General features: G+C 65.6%; 23 protein-coding genes and 1 pseudogene. 13 read left to right on the top strand and 11 right to left on the bottom strand.

What is annotated here, in order from left to right; translation table 11 throughout:
• Positions 1-11 precede the first annotated feature (11 nt).
• From ACYVF3_RS09415 to ACYVF3_RS09425, 3 genes are all read left to right on the top strand, one after another.
• Positions 12-743 (top strand): 5-formyltetrahydrofolate cyclo-ligase, encoded by a 732-nt coding sequence (locus ACYVF3_RS09415; RefSeq protein ID WP_461153780.1) that lies wholly within the window; start codon positions 12-14, stop codon positions 741-743.
• Positions 744-2,632: 1,889 nt separating this feature from the next.
• Complete coding sequence (locus ACYVF3_RS09420) at positions 2,633-3,508, top strand: helix-turn-helix domain-containing protein (protein WP_461153781.1); 876 nt, start codon at positions 2,633-2,635, stop codon at positions 3,506-3,508.
• 22 nt (positions 3,509-3,530) lie between these two features.
• Positions 3,531-3,932 (top strand): DUF397 domain-containing protein, encoded by a 402-nt coding sequence (locus tag ACYVF3_RS09425; protein ID WP_461153782.1) that lies wholly within the window; start codon positions 3,531-3,533, stop codon positions 3,930-3,932.
• 536 nt (positions 3,933-4,468) lie between these two features.
• Here the strand turns inward: ACYVF3_RS09425 and ACYVF3_RS09430 are convergent.
• Positions 4,469-4,882: a hypothetical protein gene (locus ACYVF3_RS09430; RefSeq protein ID WP_461153783.1), complete on the bottom strand. Its 414-nt coding sequence runs from the start codon at positions 4,880-4,882 to the stop codon at positions 4,469-4,471.
• A 109-nt stretch (positions 4,883-4,991) separates the two neighbouring features.
• Here ACYVF3_RS09430 and ACYVF3_RS09435 point away from each other — a divergent pair, with 109 nt between their 5' ends.
• The gene (locus ACYVF3_RS09435; protein ID WP_461153784.1) at positions 4,992-5,126 is read left to right on the top strand and encodes a hypothetical protein; all 135 of its coding nucleotides are present in this window, start codon (positions 4,992-4,994) and stop codon (positions 5,124-5,126) included.
• Between the two features lie 59 nt (positions 5,127-5,185).
• Here the strand turns inward: ACYVF3_RS09435 and ACYVF3_RS09440 are convergent, their stop codons facing one another.
• Complete coding sequence (locus ACYVF3_RS09440) at positions 5,186-5,818, bottom strand: class I SAM-dependent methyltransferase (protein ID WP_461153785.1); 633 nt, start codon at positions 5,816-5,818, stop codon at positions 5,186-5,188.
• 37 nt (positions 5,819-5,855) lie between these two features.
• On the opposite strand from ACYVF3_RS09440, the gene ACYVF3_RS09445 reads away from it, so the two are divergent.
• From ACYVF3_RS09445 to ACYVF3_RS09455, 3 genes are read left to right on the top strand one after another with little or no spacing between them, the layout of a single operon-like run.
• On the top strand, positions 5,856-6,257 hold the full coding sequence (locus tag ACYVF3_RS09445; protein WP_461153786.1) for an ArsR/SmtB family transcription factor: 402 nt from the start codon (positions 5,856-5,858) through the stop codon (positions 6,255-6,257).
• Positions 6,254-8,218, top strand: coding sequence for a heavy metal translocating P-type ATPase (locus ACYVF3_RS09450; RefSeq protein ID WP_461153787.1), 1,965 nt, complete (start codon positions 6,254-6,256; stop codon positions 8,216-8,218). Before ACYVF3_RS09445 ends, ACYVF3_RS09450 begins: the two co-directional genes overlap by 4 nt.
• Positions 8,215-8,496 (top strand): signal peptidase II, encoded by a 282-nt coding sequence (locus ACYVF3_RS09455; RefSeq protein WP_461153788.1) that lies wholly within the window; start codon positions 8,215-8,217, stop codon positions 8,494-8,496. Before ACYVF3_RS09450 ends, ACYVF3_RS09455 begins: the two co-directional genes overlap by 4 nt.
• A 75-nt stretch (positions 8,497-8,571) precedes the next feature.
• Here ACYVF3_RS09455 and ACYVF3_RS09460 read toward each other — a convergent pair whose 3' ends face one another.
• The 5 genes from ACYVF3_RS09460 to ACYVF3_RS09480 are packed head-to-tail and all read right to left on the bottom strand — an operon-like array spanning position 8,572 to position 11,193.
• A complete protein-coding gene (locus ACYVF3_RS09460; protein ID WP_461153789.1) occupies positions 8,572-9,207 on the bottom strand; it encodes a vitamin K epoxide reductase family protein in 636 nt (211 codons plus the stop codon).
• Between the two features lie 2 nt (positions 9,208-9,209).
• A complete protein-coding gene (locus ACYVF3_RS09465; RefSeq protein ID WP_461153790.1) occupies positions 9,210-9,881 on the bottom strand; it encodes a DsbA family protein in 672 nt (223 codons plus the stop codon).
• Between the two features lie 36 nt (positions 9,882-9,917).
• On the bottom strand, positions 9,918-10,193 hold the full coding sequence (locus ACYVF3_RS09470; RefSeq protein ID WP_461153791.1) for a hypothetical protein: 276 nt from the start codon (positions 10,191-10,193) through the stop codon (positions 9,918-9,920).
• Positions 10,181-10,579, bottom strand: a complete 399-nt coding sequence (locus ACYVF3_RS09475) for a BlaI/MecI/CopY family transcriptional regulator (RefSeq protein WP_461153792.1) — start codon at positions 10,577-10,579, stop codon at positions 10,181-10,183. Before ACYVF3_RS09475 ends, ACYVF3_RS09470 begins: the two co-directional genes overlap by 13 nt.
• Positions 10,580-10,623: 44 nt before the next feature.
• A complete protein-coding gene (locus ACYVF3_RS09480; protein WP_461153793.1) occupies positions 10,624-11,193 on the bottom strand; it encodes a copper resistance CopC family protein in 570 nt (189 codons plus the stop codon).
• A gap of 100 nt (positions 11,194-11,293) precedes the next feature.
• Between ACYVF3_RS09480 and ACYVF3_RS09485 the strand changes: the two genes are divergently transcribed.
• The 4 genes from ACYVF3_RS09485 to ACYVF3_RS09500 all read left to right on the top strand — a co-directional run bounded on the left by ACYVF3_RS09485 (position 11,294) and on the right by ACYVF3_RS09500 (position 16,342).
• Positions 11,294-11,902 carry a TlpA disulfide reductase family protein gene (locus ACYVF3_RS09485; RefSeq protein WP_461153794.1) on the top strand — a complete coding sequence of 203 codons (609 nt, stop codon included), beginning with the start codon at positions 11,294-11,296 and terminating at the stop codon, positions 11,900-11,902.
• Entirely contained in the window at positions 11,899-12,660 is a 762-nt protein-coding gene (locus ACYVF3_RS09490; RefSeq protein ID WP_461153795.1) for a cytochrome c biogenesis CcdA family protein, read from the top strand. Before ACYVF3_RS09485 ends, ACYVF3_RS09490 begins: the two co-directional genes overlap by 4 nt.
• 205 nt (positions 12,661-12,865) lie before the next feature.
• Entirely contained in the window at positions 12,866-14,656 is a 1,791-nt protein-coding gene (locus ACYVF3_RS09495) for a cytochrome c oxidase assembly protein (protein ID WP_461153796.1), read from the top strand.
• Between the two features lie 1,185 nt (positions 14,657-15,841).
• Positions 15,842-16,342, top strand: a complete 501-nt coding sequence (locus ACYVF3_RS09500; RefSeq protein WP_461153797.1) for a M23 family metallopeptidase — start codon at positions 15,842-15,844, stop codon at positions 16,340-16,342.
• 381 nt (positions 16,343-16,723) lie between these two features.
• Here the strand turns inward: ACYVF3_RS09500 and ACYVF3_RS09505 are convergent.
• The 4 genes and pseudogenes from ACYVF3_RS09505 to ACYVF3_RS09520 form a co-directional block, all read right to left on the bottom strand.
• A pseudogene (locus tag ACYVF3_RS09505) lies at positions 16,724-17,636 on the bottom strand (cation diffusion facilitator family transporter).
• Between the two features lie 136 nt (positions 17,637-17,772).
• On the bottom strand, positions 17,773-19,047 hold the full coding sequence (locus tag ACYVF3_RS09510; RefSeq protein ID WP_461153798.1) for an Nramp family divalent metal transporter: 1,275 nt from the start codon (positions 19,045-19,047) through the stop codon (positions 17,773-17,775).
• 39 nt (positions 19,048-19,086) lie between these two features.
• Positions 19,087-19,482: a metal-dependent transcriptional regulator gene (locus ACYVF3_RS09515; protein ID WP_461153799.1), complete on the bottom strand. Its 396-nt coding sequence runs from the start codon at positions 19,480-19,482 to the stop codon at positions 19,087-19,089.
• A gap of 118 nt (positions 19,483-19,600) precedes the next feature.
• On the bottom strand, positions 19,601-20,452 hold the full coding sequence (locus ACYVF3_RS09520) for a M56 family metallopeptidase (RefSeq protein ID WP_461153800.1): 852 nt from the start codon (positions 20,450-20,452) through the stop codon (positions 19,601-19,603).
• A 421-nt stretch (positions 20,453-20,873) separates the two neighbouring features.
• On the opposite strand from ACYVF3_RS09520, the gene ACYVF3_RS09525 reads away from it, so the two are divergent.
• The gene (locus tag ACYVF3_RS09525; RefSeq protein WP_461153840.1) at positions 20,874-21,272 is read left to right on the top strand and encodes a hypothetical protein; all 399 of its coding nucleotides are present in this window, start codon (positions 20,874-20,876) and stop codon (positions 21,270-21,272) included.
• A 442-nt stretch (positions 21,273-21,714) separates the two neighbouring features.
• Positions 21,715-23,178, top strand: coding sequence for an apolipoprotein N-acyltransferase (lnt, locus tag ACYVF3_RS09530; RefSeq protein WP_461153801.1), 1,464 nt, complete (start codon positions 21,715-21,717; stop codon positions 23,176-23,178).
• Positions 23,179-23,599: the final 421 nt, after the last annotated feature.

Consider the following 23,599-nt stretch of genomic DNA (forward strand, 5'->3'; position numbering starts at 1 on the left):
AGGAGTCCACAATGATCACGACTGAGGTGGACGTGCGCAAGGGTGCCATCCGGCGGCAGGTATGGAACCTGCTGCACCAGCAGGATGTCGTCGCTGGCGAGGGCAGTGCGCACGGGCGAATTCCGAACTTCATCGGTGCTGAACGTGCCGCTGATAAGCTCGCCGCACTCCCTGCGTGGAAGGCAGCCGACGTGGTCAAGGCGGTGCCGGACAAAGCGCAGCTCCCCGCTCGCGTTCGCGCCTTGCGTGAGGGCAAGGTGGTCTACATGGCAGCCCCCAAGCTCGCGCCGCCACAGCCGTTCTACTTGCTCGATCTTGAAGAGTTGGCAGTCCCAGCCGAGGAAGCTGCTTCCAGCCGGACCGCACCGTCAGTCGCACGCAATGTCGGCTTGGACGAGCTGCAGCCGGTCGACTTGATCGTGTGCGGAAGCGTCGCAGTCAACCGGCATGGTGTCCGGCTCGGAAAAGGTGCTGGGTACTCAGATATCGAAGTCGCCCTGCTTTCGCAGGCTGGCCTGATCGGTTCCGACACAACGATCGTCACCACCGTGCATCCCCTCCAGGTGATCGACGAGGACATTCCCGAGGCACGTCACGACTTCAGCGTTGACTTGATCGTCACGACTGACGAGGTGATCGCCTGCGGGCCGCAGCGCCGGCCTAGCGGGCTCGATTGGAAGGAACTGAGTGCTGAACAGGTAGCAGCGATGCCAGTTCTGCAGTCCCTACAGAAGAATCGGTGAGGAGCGACAAGTATGCGTCACGGTCGTAGGTGGGTTCGACGGGGCCAGACGCAACACGGTTGAACAGAGTCGCTAGTTCTGAACGGTGGCGGATATCGCCGCGTCGCGGGCACGCTTACAGCCGCCACAGTCCTCAGCGTGGCGAACATCGGTTCCGGCCTGCCCGAGCAGCCCACACATGGCCAAGGCCACCGGGCGCCCTCCACCCCAGAGATTGACCACTTTATTGTTGCGCAACCGGGCGTAATGGCGTTTCCAGTCCTGCCATGGGTCGGCCAGGAAGATGATCGGAGCGCCAACCACGGAGCGCTGCTTGTGGCTAGTCGCAGGAGCGGATCCAGGCTGTTTGGTGCTGGGCACGCTCATTGCTGATCGCCACCCTGGCGCCGAACGGCCGGTGGCCAGACGTGGCCGCATCGGCACTCGGCCCAGCCGCCAGTGTTCGGGACGATTCCCCAGCTGATGCACGTGTGCCCTGACGGCGAGGTCGACGGCGCCCGATCAGTACCGGGCTGCCGTGCTGAAAAACGGCTCACAGCCGTGGACAATGTCGATCAACTCCGATCTGGTGGTGAGCCAGTTTGGAAAGTCGTGGAACCCAGCGGGCAGGCGGTCGAAGGGGTACCCGCCCGCCCGCCGGGCCGGGTGCCACGATGGCGCCGGTCGAGTTCGGGGTCTCTCTGGTGCCGTCGTGGCGGAGTCCTGCCAGATCCGTTCGGGGACTGCCGAAGAGGCAGCGGATCGAACAGGACGGCTAAGCAGCCGTCGGTAGACGACTGGGCATCGAGGCCTTCGGGACGCGCCGAAGACGTGTTTGGATCAGGGGTTACTGCCCCTATCGATGACCCTGCGGGCGATTGCGACGACTGCCGACCAGGGCGGCAGGAGCCGGCCCGGTTGGGGCTGTTGCCACCACGATGCAGACTCCGTGACTGGTGGAATCACGAGTTGCCCGCGGGGCGGGATGGCGTGCACCCGCTTGACACGAAGTTCGTGGGGGAGTTCCGCGCTCTGCCGTTGGCAAGGCTCGGTGATGAAGGTCCACCAGCCGCTGCTCTCATCTCTGCTCACAGGCCCTGTCATAAGGCTGGACGACAGCTCCAGTGCCACCGGCTCGGCGAGGGTTCGTGGGAGGACGAGCGCGTCGAGTACGTCGCCGGTTCTTACGACTAGTCGCTTGTGCGTGACGTCGATGCTCACAGGCCATTTAAGGAGTTCGCTGAAGAAGGTTGCCTCGGCAGCGAGATCGAGTTCGGTAGAGGCGGATTCGGTTGAAGTTCCAAACCGCCGTGTAGCTGACGTAGTCATCGAAAGACCTCTCATCGGAGGAGGAAACGGGCGGCGCGCGGAGTCGCTGCGGGATTGGGGACTCGACGCAGCGCCGCCCGTCCTCATCTGCTCAAGCCGAATTGGAAGGAGGTCGGCTTGAGCTGGACTCAACGGTGGGGAAAGCGGAGGACACGGCCGGGCGTTCTGGAATCGATGGCATCTGCGTACGCGTACAGCCGGTCGGCCAATGTCCGAGCGGCAGCAGGACACAAGATGCCGGCTTCTCCCGGCGGGGTCACGAGGACAACCTGGTCACCTCGGCGGTAACTCGATACCAGCCGCGGGCGCCCTATGGCATCCCTGGCCGGGACGTCTTCCGTGTTCACGGGCTTGTTCGAGGGCCGTGCGGGACTGGCGAACATGCTCACCTCAATAGCCTGTAGCCTCTGGATCTAGCCGACGACTTGTAAGCTTTGCAGAACAAAGCATGCTAGATGAAAGCTTGGTTAGCAAGCCGTGGGCGGGGCTCCATTCGGGTGACGGCTCGCCTTACCATGTATCTGATCGAGTTTTGTGGTCGAAGTGCTTCGTAATCAGGGTCGACTCGGAGGTCCATGCCCATGCCGGCGACGGTTCGCACCGCCAAGAAGCTGCTGCTTGGGCGGGAGATCGCGCACATGGTCGAGCGTGCGGGTATCTCGCAAGGCGAAGCAGCCAAGCTTATTGAGACGAGTCAGTCTCGTATCGCGTTGTTGATCAACGGTGGTGGCAGCATCTCGCCCGGTGATCTGGTCATGCTCGCTGACAAGCTGGGCTTCGAGGACGAGGGTTACAAGGAGTCCCTACTGGAGCTGCGCCGCGACAACCACAAGCGTGGCTTTTGGAGCACTGGCCACAATCGTGCGTACTCAGAGGATCTCCGGCTGCTCGTGGACTTGGAGAAGCACGCCGACCAGATCCGTTCGGCTCAGGTTGAGGTCGTTCCGGGGCTGCTGCAGTGCGAGCCCTACGTTCGTGCGCAGCATGCTGAACAACCAGGAAGCGATGATGTCTCGTTGGAAGACCGGATCGCGGCCCGCCTGGCACGACAGGACATCCTGGACAAGTCTGAACCGCCGGGCGTGCAATTCGTGCTCTCCGAGTCCTGCCTGCGGCGAACCTGTGGCGACGCCGAGGTCATGCGGGAGCAAACCGATTACTTGATCAAGCTGTCGAAACGGCCGAACGTCATGCTTCAGGTCATGCCCTTCGGTCCGCCGGCTGGGCAACGCTCACCGATCAAGAGCCCGTTCACGATGATCCACGTGCCCTCTCCTGGTGCGGCTGGGCCGCTTGAGCTGGTGTATGTCGAGGGCGAGGGGGAGATTCGCTATCTCGATGACAAGAAGGCCCTCGCTGCGCATGAAGCGGCCTGGGCTCGTGTCTCCAACGCCGCGCTACGGTTTGAGGAGACCCGCAAGTTCTTGAAGTCGGTCCTCCAGGACTTCAGGAAGTGAGCATTCGAGGAGAGAGCCGCTGATGACCAGCACGCCGCCAGCCTTCGCTGAACGCGACTTCCGCAAGGCGAGTGCCAGTCACGCGAACCAGGAGTGTGTGCGTGTCGCCCGCCGGGACGGGTGGGTCGAACTCCGCGATGACAAGACGGCTTTTGGGGCACCCAACGACCTGCGTCTAGTGTTCACCGAGGCGCAGTTCGACGCCTTCTTGTCCGGCGTGCGCTCCGGGGTGACCGCCGGCCTCTGCATGACGATGACGCGCCGCGCGGACGGGATGTATACCTTCCGCAGCGTTGTGTCGGAGCCCTCCATGGCTGATGTAGAGCTTCTGTTTACCGAAGCCGAGGTCGACGCCTTCCTGGATGGCGTCACCCGGGGAGAGTTCGACAGCAGCGCCACCCCGGACATGGCCCTCTCTGCGTGACCGGCACACATCCGAAACAAGAGGAGTCGCAACGGCCTCTGAGGCTGTCGTGATCTGAGCGGGGTGGGGGTGGCCTGCCTGCCTCGGCCATCCCCCGCTCGTGCTGGTCACTTGCCCCGGCCCCTGAGGGGTAGGTAGCAATGATCGGGATCGGGTATCAGCCGCACGCCAACCGTTCGTGCCGAGTTGTGAGCTCACGCGTCTTACGTGCCATGGGCTCGCTGCGGATCGATCGAACTAGTGTGCGAGTATCTGGGCGAGATCCAATGTCCGGTCAGAAAGGAGGTCCTGATGGCGGTCAAGATCGTGCACGTTCGGCGACCTCAGGAGGTACGGTTCGGAGATCGAGCAACTGCGGAACACTACGCCGCAAAGCACGGCGGGCTTGTGGTCTGGAAGGTCCTGCCTGTTCCTCGGGGAGAGCTCGTACGTCGCTCAGCTCAATGATCCACTTGCCGCCCGGCAACGAAGGTCGGTCAACAGAGCGGAACCCGCTGAGAGGCGGTCAGCGCCGGGCTCAGAGAGCCGCGATGACATCATGCAGAAATCGCACGCCGGTACTCCGTGATGATTCCTCCGGAAACTGGGGTTAGCGCGTCCAGCGCCCATCCCTTCGGTACTGCAGAGACGGTGTCACCGACCGGGATGAGGGATGGCTTCTCAGGATCGCGTGTGAGGATCAACAGCCGGTCAATCCATACATCGGCGACGAGCGACGCGCTCGGTACGTCGCCGTGCTTGGTGAGGATCAGGGCACGGCGGGCTCCGGTACGGCGCAGCACGGTGACCGCGTCGTCGGGGTCGCGCGGCAATGGTTGCGATGGGATCTGCAGGACGTCGGCGCGATGGCGTCCAGGGACGGCGTCGGTCGCGTAGCCGGTGCTCGTCGATGACGAGGTCGACGCCTGGTGCAGCCCAGTCTCGGAGTTGTGTCCGTGTGCCTTCGTCATTGGGGCTGGTTACGCCCATGATCAGGAAGGGCCGGTCGTGTTCGATGCTGTGCAGCCAGGCGGAGCGAGATAGCTAGATCGCGAACCTGGGCGACGCAGCGCGATGCTCGTGTCGCTGGTCGCGGCGCGGTTGGCAGGTCGGCTGCCGACGCTCACCGTCCGCCGGGCATTCGCCGGCGTCGTGCTCGCCGTCGCCGCGGGCGTGGCCACCTCGTCAATCCTCGGCCTGTCCGCAGTGGGCTAGACGGGGCTAAGGCCCCAACTTGCACGCCCGGGGTTTCGCCGGACTGGCCGCAGAAGCGCTCAGTCTCGGCACGCGACGCCGAGCAGGTAATCGCCGCCGATGTAGGTGCCCCAGTTCTCGGACACGTTCAGGCCGTGGCGGGGAAGTTCGGCGAGGAATTCCCCAGCGGTGAACCGGTCGTCCGTCGGGTGGTCGAACAGCAGCCGGTAGCTACGCCGTGCCAGTGCGGTGGCCGTGACCTCATCGAAGTAGAACCTGCCACCGGGTTTGAGCACGCGGGCGACTTCGGCCAGGGCGTCGCGCCAGCGGGGGATGTGGTGGATGATCGCGAAGTCGAACACCGCGTCGTAGCTGACGTCCTCGCCGCCGCCGAAGGGTGTGAAGGCGGTGTGCAGGTCGGCGGCGCTGCCCTGGGCGAGCTGGACCCGGCCGGTGTGGCGGGCCAGTCGCTTGCGCGCTCGGTTGATCATGGCGGTGTCGAGGTCGACGGCGTGGACCTCGGCGGCGCCGAACCGGTCGAGGATGAGCCGGGTGCCGTAGCCGGGGCCGCAGCCCAGTTCGGCAACCCGGCCCCCGGGCACGCGCCCGCCGAGGTTGATCAGGACGCGGGCTTCGTAGCGCTGCAGCCACCGTCGGGGCGGGGAGTTGACCAGGGCGGTTTCGATCCGGTTCATCAGCATGGTGACCGTCACTCTCGATTCATCGTCCAAGTCAGTTTATTATCGGGTAATGGCGATGAATAGCACGGGGGTGTGCCCCACGTCGAATGCCGCCAGTCCGGATGTGACTCCGGCGGTGGCGTTGTTCCACAGCCTCTCGGATGCGACCCGACTGGCGATTGTGCAGCGCCTGGCCGGCGGGGAGGCCCGGGTGGCTGATCTGGTCGACGCGCTGGGCTTGGCGCAGTCGACGGTGTCGGCTCACGTGGCCTGCCTGCGGGACTGCGGCCTCGTTGTCGGCCGCCCCGAGGGCCGTCAGATGTTCTACGCACTGGCGCGTCCGGAGCTGCTGGACCTGCTGGCATCGGCCGAGACGCTACTGGCGGCCACTGGCAGCGCGGTGGCGTTGTGCCCGACCTACGGCACCGGCCCCAAGTCCGGGACCGTCGAGAACGAGGAGGTCGTGCGATGAGTGACGCCTGCGGCTGCGGCGGGGATGAGCCCCGCACCGGTGAGGAGGCTGAGGAGCGGGGACCGGAGCGGTTGTGGCAGGTCTTCGAGTTGCAGGCCGCCGCGGTGTCCGGTGTCCTGTTGCTGGCAGCGTGGATCATCAGCTGGACCGGAACGTCTGACGTCGTCGCGAGTGTTCTGGAGTGGCTGGCGCTGGCCGCCGGGGCCTACACCTTCGTGCCAGGAACGCTCAAGCAGCTGGTCAAGGGCAAGATCGGTGTCGGCACGCTGATGACCATCGCCGCGGTCGGCGCGGTGATCCTGGGCGAGGTCGGCGAAGCCGCGATGCTGGCGTTCTTGTTCTCCATCAGCGAAGGGTTGGAGGAGTACTCGCTGGCCCGCACCCGTCGGGGCCTGCGGTCCCTGCTGGCGTTGGTGCCCGAGCAGGCCACCGTGCTCCGCGACAGCGCCGAACAGGTTATCGCGCCGTCGGAGCTGCGGGTCGGCGACACGATGCTCGTCAAGCCCGGGGAGCGGATCGCCACCGACGGCGTCATCCGCACCGGCCGCACCGCCCTGGACCTCTCGGCCATCACCGGCGAGTCGGTGCCGGTGGAGGCCGGGCCCGACGACGAGGTGTTCGCCGGATCCATCAACGGCACCGGAGTGCTCGAAGTCGAGGTCACCACGACCGCTGAGGACAACTCGCTGGCCCGGATCGTGCGGATCGTCGAGGCCGAGCAGTCCCGCAAGGGCGCCAGCCAGCGCCTGGCCGACCGCATCGCCAAACCACTCGTACCCGGCATCATGATCGCCGCCGCGCTCATCGCCGTGGTGGGCAGCCTGCTCGGTGATCCGGTCACGTGGATCGAGCGGGCCCTGGTGGTGCTGGTGGCCGCCTCGCCGTGCGCGCTGGCGATCTCGGTGCCGGTGACCGTGGTGGCCGCGGTCGGTGCCGCCAGCAAGCTCGGCGTGCTGGTCAAGGGCGGCGCGGCGCTGGAAGGGCTAGGCAGGCTGCGGGGGATTGCGCTGGACAAGACCGGCACCCTGACCCGCAACCAGCCCGCCGTCATCGACGTCGCCACCACCAACGGCGCCACCCGCGACCAGGTCCTCGCCGTGGCCGCGGCGCTGGAGGCCCGCAGCGAACACCCCCTGGCCAGGGCGATCCTGGCCGCCGTCGACGAGGTGACCCCGGCCAGCGAGGTCGAGGCGGTCACCGGAGCCGGTCTGACTGGCACCCTCAACGGGTCCACCGCCCGGCTGGGACGGCCCGGCTGGCTCGATGCCGGGTCGCTCGTCGACGAGGTGCAGGGGATGCAGCAGGCCGGTGCCACCGCGGTTCTCGTCGAGCGCGACGGGACGCTGATCGGGGCGATCGCCGTGCGCGACGAGCTGCGGCCGGAGGCCCGCGAGGTCGTCGACCGGCTGCGGTCCGACGGCTATCAGGTCGCGATGCTCACCGGGGACAACCACGCCACCGCCGCTGCCCTGGCGGCCGAGGCCGGTATCACCGACGTGCACGCCGAACTACGCCCGGAGGACAAGGCCCGCCGCATCGAGGCCCTGCGCGGCCAGCGCCCCACGGCGATGGTTGGCGACGGCGTCAACGACGCCCCCGCCCTGGCCACCGCCGACCTCGGGATCGCGATGGGCGCGATGGGCACCGACGTGGCCATCGAAACCGCCGACGTCGCCCTGATGGGCGAGGACCTGCGCCACCTGCCTCAAGCCCTGGAGCATGCCCGCCGTGCGCGCAGGGTCATGCTGCAAAACGTCGGCCTGTCGCTGGCGCTGATCACAGTGCTGATGCCGTTGGCGCTGTTCGGTGTGCTGGGACTGGCCGCGGTGGTCGCCGTGCACGAGCTGGCAGAAGTTGTCGTCATCGGCAACGGTGTGCGCGCTGGCCGTGCCCGGCCCCTGGCTGCGGCCACCCAACCGCGGGCGGGCACCGTGCGCACCGCCGTCGGAGCCCGGACATGACCACCGCCGCCAGCAGCGGAATGAGGGCCAGCCGGACCCGGCTGGCCCTTACCGGCACGGCGCTGGTGCTGGCCGTGGGCGATCTGGGCCTCAAAGTCCAAGCGGCACGAACCCTCGCCGACGGACGCGTCATCGACCTGGGCGTGCTGCAGTTGCGCCTGGCCTTTAACCCGGGTGTGGCGTTCAGCCTCGGTAACACCCTGCCCAGCGTCATCGTGCTGGCCGTCACGGGTCTGATCGTCGCCGCGCTTACCTCCTACGCCCTGGCAGTCCGTTGAATCCACCCGTGACCTGTGAGATGTGCCTCATGGGCCGGAAGGTCTTCGGTGACACCACGACGGCCGGACGCCGGTTCAGAGGAGTGTCCTCCAGTACGTCCAAAAGGCTTGCAGCACCAGGGTGGCGAGGGCGAAATACCACACTGTGAGGATCGCGGTGTGGTACTGGGCCAGTTTCTTCGCTGCCGCGTGTATGCCGGATGACGGCGGGAGGGTGTGTTGGGCGGTGTTGAGTGCCGTGCACCAGAAGATCGGGATGGTGACGGCCCAGACGATCATGCAGTAGGGGCACAGGGCTTGGATGCTGTAGAGGCTTTGGGCGATGAGCCAGTGCACGAACACGACGCCGAAGGTGGTGCCGGCGAGCAGGCCGAGCCAGAACCAGCGGGGAAAGCGGGTGCCTGCGAGGCTGGCGACGCCGATGGTGGTGACGACGGCGAAGCCGCCGATGCCGATCAGCGGGTTGGGGAACCCGAAGACTTCGGCCTGCGGGGTCGACATGATCGACCCGCAGGAGAAGATGGGGTTGATGCTGCATGTCGGCGTGTAGCCGGGGTTTTTCAGCAGCGCGATCTTTTCGATGGTGAGGATGAAGGCGGCGAGAAATCCAATGCCCCCGCCGATGGTGAGCACGTAGGGCAGTGCGCGGGAGGCTGCGTCGGCACGGGAAGTGTCCACTGTGGCTGATGAGCTAGATGGTGGCGTAGACATGGTTACCTGGCCAGGGCGGCGTCGATCCGGGACTTGAGCTCGTCGTAGGAGGGCATCGACGGCAACTGGTGTCCGTTGAGGAACAAGGTCGGGGTGCCTTGCACGCCGAGGGCGGTGCCGTCGTCGAGGTCTCGCTGGACGCGATCGATGGTGGCGGGGTCGTTCACAGCCTGCTGGAAGCGGTTGATGTCGAGTTCGAGTTCGCGGGCGTATCCGACGAACGTCTCTGCTTGGGAGACGTTCTTGTGGCTCCACTGCTCCTGGGTTTCATACATCTTGCGGTACATCGGCTCCATCGCGCCCTGTTGTGCGGCGGCCTCGACCGCCAGGGCGGCTGGTCCCGAGTTCGGGTGGCCGGGCAGCGGGAAGTAGCGGGCGACGACGGTGATGCGGTCGCCGTACTCGTGCCGCAGCTGTTCGACGACCGGGAACATCGCCTTGCACGCTTCGCACTCGAAGTCGAGGAATTCGACCAGCGTGACCTTGCCGTCCGGGGAGGTGGACAAGCGGTGACTGTCTGGGCGAACGAGCATCTCGGCCGGTGCGGCCTGTGGTTGAGGGCTCTCGGGGGTGGCCGACTGCGTGGAACTTCCGTTGGTGAAGGCCAGCAGGAGGCCGAAGCTGATGATCGCGGCGGCGATTACGGCGAGGGTGATCTTCAGGTTCTTGGTCATGTGGTGGTGTCCCGGGTTTCGATGGGTGGCCTGGGGCTAGGGGGCCCAGCTCAGTTGGCAGGCCAGGGTGAGCAGGGCGGTGGGGCCGAGGGCGATGGCCAGTGCCACTGCGGGGGAGAGCACCATCGCCGACGGGCCGATGTGTGCAGCAGTGGCGGGGTGCAGCAGGTAGGTCATGCGGGTGGTGAGGTTGCCGCCGGTGGCTCCCAACGCAGGGCCGGGGAGCCTGTGGGTGACCATGCGCACCAAGGCGCGCAGCAGCAAGGTTGATGCGGTGATGCGGACCAGCAGCGCGCCGCTCAACAAGCCCATCGCGGGTGGGCATATGAGTCCATTCCGTCCTCATCGGTGTCCACCAGGGCCGTCCTCAGTACAGCGAGGTCCTCTTCGCTGATCTGGCCGACGAAGTGCAACAGCGCGGCGGAGCGGTCGCCGCTTCTGCTCAACGCGCGCGCCATCACCTCGGCGGTGTGGGCCTCCCGGGAATCGGTCGGCCAGTAGACGAAGGCACGGCCAACGAGTCGACGCTTAATGTGCCCTTTCTTGAACAGTGTGTCCAGGACGGTCAACACCGTGTTGTAGGCCAGCTCTCGGGTCGCGAGCAGGCTCTGCTGGACTTGGCGCACGGTGAGTTCGTCCTGCACAGCCCACAGCACATCGAGGACGGCTGTTTGCAGATCGCCGTTGCGTGCCTTCACTACAATCACTCCTCGCGTACGGCGGTGATCGAACGGTTTGCCTGCTAGTCGTCTCGTCCCAAGCGGCGCATCGTGATGACGATTCCGGCGATCAGCACGGCGACACCGGCCACTCCTGCCGTCCAGAGTCCCCACGAGGCACCCTCGGGCTGGGAGGAAGCCGGCTGCGGCTGCGGAACCGGTGGTGCACCCGTGACGGGGGCTGCGGTGTTGGCGCTCACGGTGAACTGGAGTTGGCCGGTCACGGGGTGGCCGTCGGCGGAGACGATGCGGTAGGCCAGCGTGTAACCACCGTTGGCCAGTTCGGGCAGGGCCTGGGTCACTTCGTTCTGGGCCACGCTCGGCGCGGGCAGCTGGGGGTGGCCGCCGTCCTGATCGGTGAGGGCAACGCTGACGAACTGGGGATCAACTGGGTCGCTGAGGGTGAGCCGAGCCGAGGCGGGCGGCTGAGGCAGCGTTGCCCCTTGGGCTGGATCGCTGCCGGTCAGGCTCGCGTGCGCGAAGGCAGGGGCCTGCGTGGTGAGGACCCCGAGGATGAGCAGCGTTGCCACGGCACCGAGCCGGTGCAGCCACAGCGGCCGTCGATGAGGGCTGCCGGGGCGGCGTGAGCTCATGTCTGTCACCTCTCGTTGCTGACCCCGATCTGTCGGAGGTGGAAGTCCTTCGGCGGACCCCGCCGTGACCTCACCATCACCTAGACCGCATAGTTGAACGGTGCTTACGGTACCGATTCGACGGCGAGCCCTGCTGGCGGGGCTGGGTGCGGGGCTCCTTACCCCGGCGGCCTGTGGGCGTCAGTCTCAGCCCGATCGCGGGTCCACGTTCGCATTCGTCAGCCCCGGTGGACAGACCCGGATCACCTACGACCCGCCCGGAACCCGGGGTCACATCGGTGACCTGTCGGGCCCCGGCGTGCTCGATCCGCAGCGCCCCGTGGCGGTCTCGGACTTTCCGGGGCAGGTCGTCGTCCTCAACGTGTGGGGCTCCTGGTGCGGACCCTGTCGAGGTGAGGCCGATGAACTGGAACGGGTCTATGCCCAGACCAAGGATTCGGGAGTTGCCTTCCTCGGTATCAACGTGCGGGATGACCGCAGCGCCGCCCAGGACTTCGTGCGCAACTTCGCAGTCACGTTTCCCTCGATCTTCGATTCTGCTGGACGCTCTCTGCTGGCTCTGGCGGGCTTTCCGCGCAGCGTGGTCCCGGCGACCGTAGTACTCGACCGGCGTCATCGCGTGGCTGCGATCTTCTTGACCGCCGTGCTGGAGAAGGACCTGCTTCCTGTCGTGCAGCGTGTTGCCAGTGAGGAGCCGGTTCAGCCATGACCGAGTTCGTGATTAACGGGCCGGTGTTGCTGGCCGTCTTGGTGTCGCTGCTGGCGGGCACCATTTCGTTCGCCTCACCCTGTGCACTGCCTCTCGTGCCGGGCTACCTGGCGTACTTGGCAGGACTGGCCGGCACGGGACACGCCGACGGTGCTGACGGCGAGTATGAAAGCCGCACGGGGCGGGGCCGGCTGGTTTTGGCGACCGGTTTGTTCGTGGCGGGTTTCACCGTGGTGTTCGCCTTGGCGGCCGTGGTGGTTCTGGGTGTCTCGGATGCGTTGCTGCGCAACGAACTTCTGCTGCAACGCATCGGCGGGGCGGTCACGATCGTGATGGGCCTGGCGTTTGTGGGCCTCGTTCCCGCGTTGCAGCGCGAGTACCGCGTGCATCGTCTTCCCCGCGCCGGACTCGCGGGAGCACCCGTGCTCGGTGCGATCTTCGGGCTGGGCTGGACGCCGTGCCTGGGGCCGACGTTGACGGGTGTGATCGCGTTGGCCGCCGGAACCGACACCACCGTGCGGGGAGTGATGCTGGTCATCGCCTACGCCACAGGGCTCGGACTGCCGTTTCTAGCGCTGGCGGCCGGAGCCGGCTGGGCGATGACGATGACTTCCTGGCTGCGCCGCAACGTGCGAGCAGTTCAGATCACCGGCGGAGTCCTGCTGATCACCGTCGGAGCGTTGCTCCTGAGCGGCTTGTGGGGCGCGATGCTGGCGTGGCTCCGCATCCCGATCGCCGGGTTCACCCTCCCGATCTGACCAGACCAGTTCTTTTCTTCGGAGATGTAGGGCCATGTCGCAACCATCATCGGGTCCCGATACCGCGCAGGGAGGCAGCACGGAGACACCTCGTGGCGCCACCTCGAACCGGACCGCGCCTTCCTCATCGCGGGGGTCGACTCGCTCGCGTGATCTCGGTGCGCTGGTAGTCACTGCCGGTGTCCTCGCCGTCCTGCTGGGAATAGTGCTGACCGGCGTGTTCGCCGGTGACGCGTATGCGATCTACGGTCTGCCCGATCCCGGTGCGCTGGTGCGTTACGGACTTCCAGTGGCGCGGGTACTCGCTGATCTCGGAGCCGTGGTGTGCCTCGGCTCGCTGTGGTTGGCGGTCTTCGCCATCCCACCGGGACGATCCGGGGTGATCTCCGCGGATGGCTACGCCGCGGTACGCGCCGCCGGTTGGTCGGCCGCGCTGTGGTGTGTCGCGGCCCTGTGGGTGGCGCCGTTGCTGGCGGCTGACGCCTCGGGTCGCCCGCTGCTGGAGTTGGCCGACCCGGCGGTGTTGTTCGGTTTGATCGACGCGATCGAACAAGCCAAGTCGTGGCTTCTCACCGCTGGGATCGCGCTCGTGGTGGCCATCGGCTGCCGGGTGGCCTTGTCCTGGACGGGCACTGCGGCGGTGCTGCTGTGCGCTGTGGCTGGGCTGTTGCCGGTGGTGGCCACGGGGCACTCGGCCAGCGGCGCTCATGACATCGCCACCAGTAGTCTGCTGTATCACCTCGTGGCGGCCTCGTTGTGGGTCGGCGGGCTGGTGGCCCTGCTCGCGCACGCTGCCCGTCGAGGCGCTCACCTGGGCTTGGTCACCCGACGATTCTCGAGTCTGGCGCTGGTGTGCTGGATCGCGATGGCCGGTTCAGGAGTGATCAACGCGGCCACCCGGATCACGCCGTCGGCTGTGGTGAGCACGAACTACGGACTGCTCATCCTGAGCAAGTCAGCGGCGTTGGTGGTGCTCGGCGTCGTGGGATACCGCCAGCGATCCCGGGCCGTAGAGGCGGTAACCAGTGACGGCTCGGCGGCGGGCCTGCTGCGGCTGGGGTCGATCGAGGTGCTGTTGATGCTCGCCACCGTCGCGGTCGCGGTGGCGCTGGGGCGCACACCGCCGCCCGGTGGAGAATCCGGCGTCGCCTCGCGCACCGAAGAGTTGATCGGCTACAACCTCGACGGGCCGCCGACGTTGGCGAATCTGGTCCTGGACTGGCGTTTCGACTTGATCTACGGGGTTTTCGCGGTCGTGGCGGCGGTGCTCTACCTGCTGGCGGTGCGCCGCCTGCGCCAGCGAGGCGAGGCATGGTCAGGTGTTCGCACACTGTTGTGGCTGGCGGGGTGTGCCACGGTGATGCTCGCGACCTCGTCGGGAATCGGCCGCTACATGCCTGCACTGCCCAGCGCCCAAATGGGAGGCTGGGTGCTGCTGGCCGTCGTCGCCCCCGCGTTGCTGATGGCGGCGGCCCCGCTGACACTCCTTCAGCGAACACTGCGTTCCGATAACGCCACCGCGCCCGGGCCGCGAGAGTGGGCGCGAATCATCCGAAGCACAGCGTTGGTGCGAACACTGGCGAACCCGCTCATCGCAGCCGCGGTGCTGGCGGGCTTATTTTCCGTCGTGTACTTCTCGGGCTGGCTGGAAACCGCGATCTACGAGTTCTGGCTCCAGCCGGCTCTGCGTGGCGGCTTCCTGCTGCTCGGTTGCCTGCTGTTCTGGTCGGTCTGGGGACTTGACCCCGTACCCAGGGCAGCCTCCCAGGCAAGCAGGGTGTTGGTTCTGGGCGGCACAGCCGTGTTCCTCGCGGGCCTGGGTGGTTCCCTGACGCAATCGGATAGGGCGATCGGCGAGCCCTACTACCGCGGGCTGGGCCTGCCGTGGCTCCGCGACGTGCTCGCACACCAGCACCTCGCCGGTGTTTTCGCGATCGCCGCGGCCGCAGTGCCCGTGGTCGTGGCTGCGGCAGTGTGGTGGCGCGGCCGATCTTAGAACACACGGTGATCACCCGGAACTGGTCACCTAAGCGTCTTCGCCTGGGTGTGCCATCCCAATCAGCCAATCCTGATCATTGAAACGTGCAGCTAGCGCGAGGAACGCGCGGTGCTGCCCCCGGGGCGGGATATTGGTTCCCCGACCACGAAGTTCTACACACGCGTGTGGCACGCCGCACATCAGCAGCAGCTTTTGTCGCTCCATAATGGCTGGCCTGCGCAGTGTGATTCCCGCGACCTCGTAGTCGATCTTGCGCTGCCTGTCGAGGTCGGCGTATCAGTGCGCCCGGATGTGTGTGGCCAATGCGTGGCATTGGCGTTTTCCACGCCGGCATGTATTGCCTGACGGCAAAGGCGCGCCTTGCCTCGGAATAGAGTCCAAAGTAGACAATATGAGCTGTCTACTAGGGGTGGCAGTAGACACGCCGTCGGCGATGCCGTAATCTTGCCGCAACCTTCCGCGGGTTGCGCTCGGTAACGGTTTCGGGGGCCGTACGAGTGGTCTGCGGGTGTCGAGCGCTATGCCGTTTGACGGAGGGTCACCAAGTAGGGATCACGTGCGTGGCGAATACTTGCCACGCCGTCACAAGAGCGAGGGCGGTTGTGTTCAGCGTGCGGAGGCAGCAGCGATGCGGCTTTGCTGATGTCGACTGCGGTCCATCGGGTGGCTCGGTTCTCCGCCTGAGCAGCGCGTCGGGGCTCTGGGGAGCTCGCCTGCCAGAGGCAGGGATGGGCGGATACCGCTGCTGTTGTCAATGCGGCGTCGCAACTCGGTGGCTTCGCATGCCTAGGCACAACGCCTGTATCACTCGGAAGGCAGTACGTGAATCAGCGTCGGTCAAGTCACAGCGTCCCCGAGCCCGGCCTGCTTGCCGGTCACTCGCGTTCGCTTCGCGGAGGTCAGTCTGAACGTGCGGGTGAAGAATCAGCTGCTGGGTCGAGGCCATCGAGCTCGGTTCGGGTCTACGCGACGTTTTTTGCCGTTTTGGGGGGCGCCGTAGCCGCTGCGAGCCTGTCCACAGCACACGAGGCGCAAGCGGCGGAACACGCTGGGGGCGGTGCTGACGACATGGTCACTCCGCTTGCGTCGATCAGCCATGTTGCCTTCGGAGAGGGGGAGCGTCAGGCGGGTGCGTCCGAGTCTTCGAGGCTGCTGTCCGCTCCGCAACCGACGGAGCGACCGGTGTCAGAGGAACTGGCCGACCTCAACAAGAGTGTCCGCCTCGGTGAGCAGCGTGCAGAGGCGGAGGCAGAAGCGGCCCGGCAACGAGAAGCAGCCGAACGCGAGGCGCGACGCAACCGGGTGGTGTGGCCGGTGGAGGGCCGTGTGACCTCGAAGCCCGGCGCTCGTTGGGGACTGACGCACTACGGACTCGACATCGCGAACAGCATCGGCACCCCGATCCGCGCCGTTAAGCGCGGCACCGTCCTCGAGGCCGGGCCCGCCAGTGGATTCGGCCTGTGGGTCCGGTTACAGCACGATGACGGCACGATCACTGTCTACGGGCACATCAATCGGGCGTTGGTCACCGAAGGCGAACGCGTCGATGCGGGCGATGCCATCGCCGAAGTGGGAAACCGCGGCCAATCGACGGGACCGCACCTGCATTTCGAGGTGTGGGACGCCGACAGTCGCAAGGTCAACCCGTTGGCGTGGCTGCAGAACAACGGTGCGCAGCAGTGATGGCGGGTCGGTCCGGTCAGTCTGGGCCGGGGCCGGAACGCTTCGTTCATCCGTGTTGTGGGCTTGGGTGCGGCAAATGTGAGGTAGGAAGCCCCCATGTCGCGATGGCCGCGGGAAAATCGGGTTGTGCGGAAGACCGAAAGCGCCAGCGGTGACCAGATGGGTGCGCTTCGGTGTCGTCCAGTTCGCCCGCCCGTCACGGTTTGGGCAGCGACCGGTGAAGTGGAACCGATACTGGGTGAGTAGGAGAGTCCCGTCCCGGAAGCGCGACAAGCTGCTGTTCCAATGGCGAGAGCGACGCCGAACAGTGCAAGCTTTACCGCAGCAGCGCTGGGATAGTGCGAGGCCGAACGCCGCAGTGCGCTTCGTTTCGCAGTTTGATCACCACTCGGCTCCTGGGTAGTTGCGATGATCGGCCGGTTCGATCTGAACAGTCGGGTGCGGGATGGCGTAGTCCTGGCGCAAGACTCTTTGGGCACGGTCGAGCACGGCGTGATGATCGCTTCCTCGGTTGACGGAGAGGTGTGCTGAGGCTACTTCCATCTCGGATGTCAGCGTCCACACGTGCAGGTCGCGGATCTCTTGCACGTCGGGGATGTTCGCCAGATCCGCCCGCAACGCCTCGACGTCTACGTGCGAAGGGGCGGCTTGGACGAGTACCCGCAGCTGCCTGGAGGCCGAGTCGGATGGCGCGAGGCACGGCGAAGAGTCCGACCACGGCGCCGATCATCGGGTCGACCCATGTCCACTCGGTGGCCATCATCAAGAAACCGCCCGCCAGCACGCCGAGGGAAGTAAACATGTCGGCGACCACTTCGAGGTAGGCGCCACGCAGGTTGAGGCTCTGGTCGGCGCCGGCCCGCAGCAGCCCGAAGGCCGCAAGATTGACGATGAGACCAATGTCGGCCACCACGAGCAGCGGGACAGATGGCACCTCGACCGGATTGGCGAGGCGGTCGATGGCCTCCCACAGCACGTAGATCCCCACGCCGGTCAGGAGGACGGCGTTGGCCAGTGCGGCGAGGATTTCGAGTCGGTGCAGGCCGAAGGTGTGGCCACTCGAACGCTGGTCACGATTGGCCGCTGAGATCGCTGCAAGTTCCATGCCGAGGCCGGCGACGTCGGTGAGCATGTGCCCGGCGTCGGAGAGCAGGGCGAGCGACCCCGTGACGACCGCCGTAACTACCTCAACGATGAGGAATGTGGCCGTGAGCCCCAGCGCGATCCGCAACTGGGGCAGATACCGCGCGCCAGCGCGGACGGCTGCTGTTCCGTGCCCGTGCCCGCGGCTCATCGTGCGCCTTCCCCGCTCCGCAACTAAACGCATGCGCACATCGCAATGTATTTACAATAATGCCGTTCGGCAGTGCACGGGCCGACGCACGTCCTACGGGCAAGCGCGTTGAGCTGACGGTGCGGTCGCGAGGAAATTAGCCGAGGAACTGGTCGTAGAGCAGATAGCCGTTCAGGCTCACGATCACGGATGTGATGACGGTCATGAGCGCCGTCATCCTCCGGGAATTGGTGAAAGAGCCCATGATGGCCGAGTCCCGGGTGATGAGCAGGAGCGGTAGCAGCGCGAACGGGACGCCGAAGCTGAGGACGACCTGGCTGAAGTTCAGGACGTCGGTGGCGTTCATGCCTAGGGCTATCACGAGGATCGCGGGCAGCATGGTGATCAGTCGGCGCAGGACCAGCGGAATCCGGAGGTTCAGGAACCCCGCCATGACGACCTGGCCGGCGAAGGTGCCGACGCTGGACGAGGAGATCCCAGAGGCCAGCAGCGCCACGGCGAAGATCAAAGCCGCGGAGCCTCCCGCGAGCGTGGCGAGCCCCGCGTGGGCGCCTTCGATGCTCCCGACGTCGGTGTTGCCGCTTCCGTGGAACAGCTTCGCCGCGACCATGAGCATGGTGAGGTTGATGGCTCCGGCCAGGCCGAGAGCGACGATGACGTCCCAGCGCTCGAACCGGATGACTCTTCTTCGGTCTGCGTCGTCAGAGCAGGAAACGCGGCGGCTCGTCAACGCTGAGTGCAGGTAGACGACGTGGGGCATGACGGTGGCGCCGATGATCCCCACGGCGAGGTAGGCGCTGCCTGTGCCTGGGAGCGTCGGTACGAGGCCGGCGAATGCTTGGCCCGCGTCGGGTCCGATGTGCAGAAGTTCGTAGGTGAAGCCCCCGATGATGAGCAGCAGCATCGCTGCGATAGCTCGTTCGAACGGTCGATAGCCGCGGGCCTGCAAGCCGAGAACGATGAACGCGACCACGGCCGTGATCAGCGCCGCAGGAAGCATGGGGACCCCGAACAGCAGGTAGAGCCCCAGCGCGGCGCCGACGAACTCGGCGACGTCGGTCGCCATGGCGACGATCTCGGCCTGCAGCCATAAGACCCATCGGATCGGGGCCGGGTACCTGTCACGGCACACTTCGGGCAGGGTCTTGCCGGTGACGATGCCGATTTTGGCGGATAGGAACTGCACGGGCATCGCCATCAGGTTCGCCAACACCACCACCCAGACCAGTGCGTAGCCGAACTCGGCCCCGGCGCTGATGTTGGTGGAGAAGTTTCCCGGGTCGACATAGGCGATCGCGGCAATGAAGGCCGGGCCGAGCATCGCCACCACGCCACGCACGCGCCCCCTCGCGAGCACGTCACTGACGGCGTCGGGCGCGGTTTCGGTGGTCGGTTCTTGGGTCGTGCTCATTGAGGCTCCACGAGGCTTGCAGGAGGGATGGTGCAGGCTTCATGCCCTGGGGAGGTGCTCGCCGAGGTGCTGAGCCATCCGGCTGATCAACGTTTGGGAAGCCGCACGCTCCAACGCGACGGCGTCGGCATACGCGCGTTCTCTGGAACAATCCAGTTCGCCTACCAAGTACTGCTCAATGAGAACGCGGCGCCGCAGCACAGTCAGCGTTGAGCTCATTCCCAAGCGCGTCATCGAAATGGATCCGTACGGCGCATGCTCGACGAATCCCCGCTCGCGCAACTTGCTCACCATGCCACTGGCTGAGGACGGGCTGACTCCAAGCTCCCGAGCCAGGACCGTCGTCGTCACCTTGCGGCCACACTCAGTCAAGTCGTAGATCGCCCGCAGGTAGTTCTCTCGCGCATGCAAGTGACCTTTCGTTGCACCGGGCATGGAGTTACGGTACACCGAAAACTCAACTTCGATTCGCTCAAATTGGTGCACGTGGGCAGCGTTAGTCTCGCGAGGTCGAGGATGCAGGAAACGTGTCGCCGTTGAGGCTTGGCCGTACTTATGGGGCCAGGCTCAGTTCGCAGGCCAGAGTCAGCACGGTCACAGGGCCGAAGGCCGTGACCACGGCGATGAGGAACCAGGACACCAGCGTATGAGCACGCAGATGTGGGGAGTTGTCCGGATCGAGCAGGTAGGACATCCGGGTATCCATGCTTCCGCCGGTGGCGCCCAGGGCAGTGCCTGGCATCGTGCCGTGGTCGATCATCCGCGACAGGGCGGAGGCCACCTGGTCTCGCCCGCACAACTTGCTCGCGCGTTCGTCGGCCTGTCGCTCGAGCAGCAGCTCGATCTGCTCGGGCAACGCGCGGAAGAGGGGAAGGGGGACTGCCCTGGAGAGTCCCAATGCCAACGAGGTCAACGCGTGATGATGCCTGGAAAGGTGCGCCCGTTCATGGCTCAGCACGGCTTCAAGCTCGCGGGTGGTGAGAGTCTGCAACGCACCTGAGCTGATCACGATTGGGGGCGTCGCCTCGGACAGGCAGAAGCAGACCGGTTTCGGATAGGGAACGACGATTGCGCCAAGGCGAGCGTCGTGGCGACCAAGTCGCTCGACGGTGCGCGAGTAGAGACGTGTCTGGTTACGCAGCTTGGACCGGTTCCGGGCGAGTATGAAGGCCAGGTAGACCACGGCCGCCGTTGCCGCGACCGTGGCGGTGAGTGCCGCGGTACCCGGTCGGTGCAGCATGCCGATGCACCCTGCTAGTAGGGGCCCGCTGAATGGCTGGGTGCGCGCGGCGAGCCACAAGTGCGCATCGAGCAGGGCCAGTGGGCCCGCGGCGAGCAGCATGGTGAGCGAGGCACCGGCGGCACCGAGCCATGCGATCAGGCCGAGGGCAGGTGCGGCGAGCATTCCGTGATATCTGCGGAGCAGGCCTGGCGCAGTAGCGGCCACCAAGACCGCACCGCTGATCAGTCCGACAGCCGGTGGTGTCATTTGCGCCTGCCTGCGTTCGAATCGGGGCGACGGGTCCGTGTCGTCTGATCTTGGGGGACCAGTGCTGTGGCGTACCGCCACGATAGCGGTTTGCGGAAGAGAGCCGACGGTGTGCACCACCTGTGGTCTCGAACTCGAGTCCCGGACTATCGGCTGCGGGGTACGGTTACAGCAGTACTAGAGTGCGTAGTATCGGCTCTCGGGTTGATCTGCACAGACATGCGGATTCCTTGTCGACGTGAAAGGTAGTCGCCACGTGAGATCGTCGAGCCCAGCCTGGATTCTGAAGCCTCGGACGTCCGCGTTCGTGCTGGCGGCCTTGTTGCTCGCCTATTTGATGCTGATGGCTGGCCGGGCGGTCGTCATGATCGTCAGTGGACAGCCGGTGTTCGTTGTCTTGGGGTTGGCTGTCTTTGTGCTGCCTGTGCTCGGGGCAGTGCTGGTCGTCGATCAGTTGAGATTCGGTGCGAGCTCTGAGCGGCTGGCGCGGCGGCTCTACGCCGAGGACGAGCTGCCGGACGTCTCGCATTTGCCGTGTCGGCCCTCGGGACGGGTCGAGAGGGAGGCGGCCGACGCCTGGTTCGACGAGAAGCAGACGGAACTGGAAGCCGGTCCGCAGGACTGGCGCCGATGGGTCGCCGTGGCCCACGCCTACGGCCTCGCTGGCGACCGCAAGCGAGGCCGCTGCACGATGCGCCACGCGGTTGAACTCGAGCAACGGGAACGGGCGTTGTAGGCGTTGTGTCGAGCAGGCCATTGATCCGCGAGGACGCCTGTTTAATCCGAAGAAGATCGAGAGGCCGGGAAAGTCGATGAGCTCTCGCCAACTCATGTTAGTGCTGTTCCGAACGGCGGCGTTTTTCGTGGTGGGGCTGGTTGTGGCTTTTGCCTATGACTGGTCATGGTTCGAGGTGGGCCCCGTCGTTCTGACCGGGGCGGCATCGACTGTGCAACTCGGTGGCGTCCTTTGGCTACGTTGGTCGGAACGAAGAGCCGTGGCGATGGGGCCAGCGCTGAAACTCGACCAGACGTTGCTGGGGTAACCCGTGCTCCGACTCCCTACGGGCTTTCTACGGGAAGAACGGAACCCGGGGACGGCGACGAGCGGCCGGAGTTGGCCGGAGGCGATCTTCAATTCGGTCTGGAGTCGCGCAATCATCGTCGCTGGTGGGGGCGCTGTGTTGTATGCGGCGACTCCCCCGCGGGCCTTGTGGTGGCTTGCGCCGTTGTCGTTCACTTTGCTGGCCTTGGGCATGAACGGGTGCCGAGCGCGGGGCGGATTCGCCCTGGGCATCGTGTTCGGGAGCTCCTACCTGCTGCCGTTGCTGAAGTGGTTCTACGACTTCCTTGGACCCGAGTTCGGGGTATGGCCGTGGTTCGGCGTGGTTGCCCTTGAGTCGTTCTTTTTCGGACTCGCTGGGGCAGGCATCTGCTGGGTTCGCCGCATGCCTGGTGCGCCGGTGTGGATGGCCGCCCTGGTGGTGGGTTCCGAAGCGTTGCGGTCGCGACTGCCGTTCGGGGGTTTTCCGTGGGGGCGAATCGGGTTCACGCAGTCGGAAGGTGTGTTCTTGCCGCTGGCTGCATTGGGTGGAGTGGCGTTGGTGGGCTTTGCCGTCGCACTCGTCGGCTTCGGACTTGCCGCGTTCTTGTTGCGCTTCCGGGGTCCTACCTCGTCGTGGGGTGGCGCAGTTGCGGCGGCCACGATTCCGGTTGTGGCCGGTGCGGCGTCGTTCCCGTTGATGGCAACGGGAAGCGAAGGTCGAACCGTCAATGTCGCGATCGTTCAGGGCAATGCCCCTGACCTCGGCGTCGGGCTCATGGACGAGAGCGCTGAGGTGCGAGCCAATCACATCACCGAGGCCGAACGGCTCGTCGACGACGTTGGCGCGGGGCGACTCCCGAAACCGGATATGGTGATCTTCCCCGAATCCTCTAACGCTTTCGGTCCTACTCGTGACGACAGACAGCTCGACCGTATTGCCGATGAGTTGGACGCTCCACTGGCGGTCGGTGGTATCGCCTCCGACAACAGGAGCGGTCTCAGCAACCGGATGATTCGCTGGGTGCCAGGGGTCGGAGCGATCGATGAATACGCCAAGCAGCAGTTGGTGCCGTTCTCGGAGTTCATCCCGTTACGGCCGGTCGCCGGCGCTGTGACACCTTTCGTCGAGAACTTTTCGCAGGATATGCAGCGGGGTGACCAGCCGGGTGTCCTCGACATGTCCTCGACGCGACTCGGGCTCGCCACTTGCTATGAAGTTGCCTACGACTACGTGCTCAGGGAGGCTGTGCGGGAAGGTGCGCAGCTTCTCGCGGTGCCGACGAACAACGCGTGGTTCGGGCGCACGGAGATGACCTACCAGCAGTTGGCGATGTCGAGCTTGCGTGCGGTCGAACACGGCCGCGCAGTTGTCGTGGCGTCCACGAGCGGTGTGAGCGCGGTGGTCCAACCCGATGGCTCGCAAACGTGGACCACTGGCCAATTCATTGCTGAGCACCTCGTGGCGCGGGTACCGCTCAGCTCTGGGGTCACGTTTGCAACAAGGCTCGGAAGCGCGCCCGAGTGGTCATTGACTGCTTTGGGCGGGGTAGCAGTTCTGATCAGCCTCCGACGTCGGCTTGGTAGGACGTCCGGTAACTGACACCAAGGGACTATTGATACGCGGGCGACGAAATTTCAACAGGTGCCGTCAGCCGTCCGAGCGGTGTATTGGGCATGTGGTGCAACACTTTTGAGTGGTAAATGGGCCTTCGGGCTCGACTCTGTTCGGATCATGGGTGTCGGCCGATAGTCGAGCGGACCGGTGGCGCTACCGCGTTGGTGGACCGAACGGATGGCTACGTCAAGAGCTGGGCGTGGGGGCGTGACCTGACGCTCCAGTTATTTGTGGACTTCCACCCGTCGTTGGGAAGCCCCGTCAAGCAGGCGAGAGTGCAGTACTTGCGTGATTGCTGGGTCAAAGACGTCAGCGACGTCGACAACATCGAGATCCTAACCCCTGACTGGGGCTGCTGAAGGGATGTGTGACACCTTTGATCGCTTGTTGAAGTGCAAGCTGGAAG

The organism is Saccharopolyspora tripterygii (assembly GCF_054778355.1).

Excerpts from the sequence above, each read along its gene's own strand:
- ACYVF3_RS09415 (WP_461153780.1), top strand. The coding sequence starts at position 12 with ATGATCACGACTGAGGTGGACGTGCGCAAGGGTGCCATCCGGCGGCAG.
- ACYVF3_RS09420 (WP_461153781.1), top strand. The coding sequence starts at position 2,633 with ATGCCGGCGACGGTTCGCACCGCCAAGAAGCTGCTGCTTGGGCGGGAG.
- ACYVF3_RS09425 (WP_461153782.1), top strand. The coding sequence starts at position 3,531 with ATGACCAGCACGCCGCCAGCCTTCGCTGAACGCGACTTCCGCAAGGCG.
- ACYVF3_RS09430 (WP_461153783.1), bottom strand. The coding sequence starts at position 4,882 with ATGACGAAGGCACACGGACACAACTCCGAGACTGGGCTGCACCAGGCG.
- ACYVF3_RS09445 (WP_461153786.1), top strand. The coding sequence starts at position 5,856 with ATGGCGATGAATAGCACGGGGGTGTGCCCCACGTCGAATGCCGCCAGT.
- ACYVF3_RS09450 (WP_461153787.1), top strand. The coding sequence starts at position 6,254 with ATGAGTGACGCCTGCGGCTGCGGCGGGGATGAGCCCCGCACCGGTGAG.
- ACYVF3_RS09455 (WP_461153788.1), top strand. The coding sequence starts at position 8,215 with ATGACCACCGCCGCCAGCAGCGGAATGAGGGCCAGCCGGACCCGGCTG.
- ACYVF3_RS09460 (WP_461153789.1), bottom strand. The coding sequence starts at position 9,207 with ATGTCTACGCCACCATCTAGCTCATCAGCCACAGTGGACACTTCCCGT.
- ACYVF3_RS09465 (WP_461153790.1), bottom strand. The coding sequence starts at position 9,881 with ATGACCAAGAACCTGAAGATCACCCTCGCCGTAATCGCCGCCGCGATC.
- ACYVF3_RS09470 (WP_461153791.1), bottom strand. The coding sequence starts at position 10,193 with ATGGGCTTGTTGAGCGGCGCGCTGCTGGTCCGCATCACCGCATCAACC.
- ACYVF3_RS09480 (WP_461153793.1), bottom strand. The coding sequence starts at position 11,193 with ATGAGCTCACGCCGCCCCGGCAGCCCTCATCGACGGCCGCTGTGGCTG.
- ACYVF3_RS09490 (WP_461153795.1), top strand. The coding sequence starts at position 11,899 with ATGACCGAGTTCGTGATTAACGGGCCGGTGTTGCTGGCCGTCTTGGTG.
- ACYVF3_RS09510 (WP_461153798.1), bottom strand. The coding sequence starts at position 19,047 with ATGAGCACGACCCAAGAACCGACCACCGAAACCGCGCCCGACGCCGTC.
- ACYVF3_RS09515 (WP_461153799.1), bottom strand. The coding sequence starts at position 19,482 with ATGCCCGGTGCAACGAAAGGTCACTTGCATGCGCGAGAGAACTACCTG.
- ACYVF3_RS09520 (WP_461153800.1), bottom strand. The coding sequence starts at position 20,452 with ATGCTCGCCGCACCTGCCCTCGGCCTGATCGCATGGCTCGGTGCCGCC.
- ACYVF3_RS09525 (WP_461153840.1), top strand. The coding sequence starts at position 20,874 with ATGCTGATGGCTGGCCGGGCGGTCGTCATGATCGTCAGTGGACAGCCG.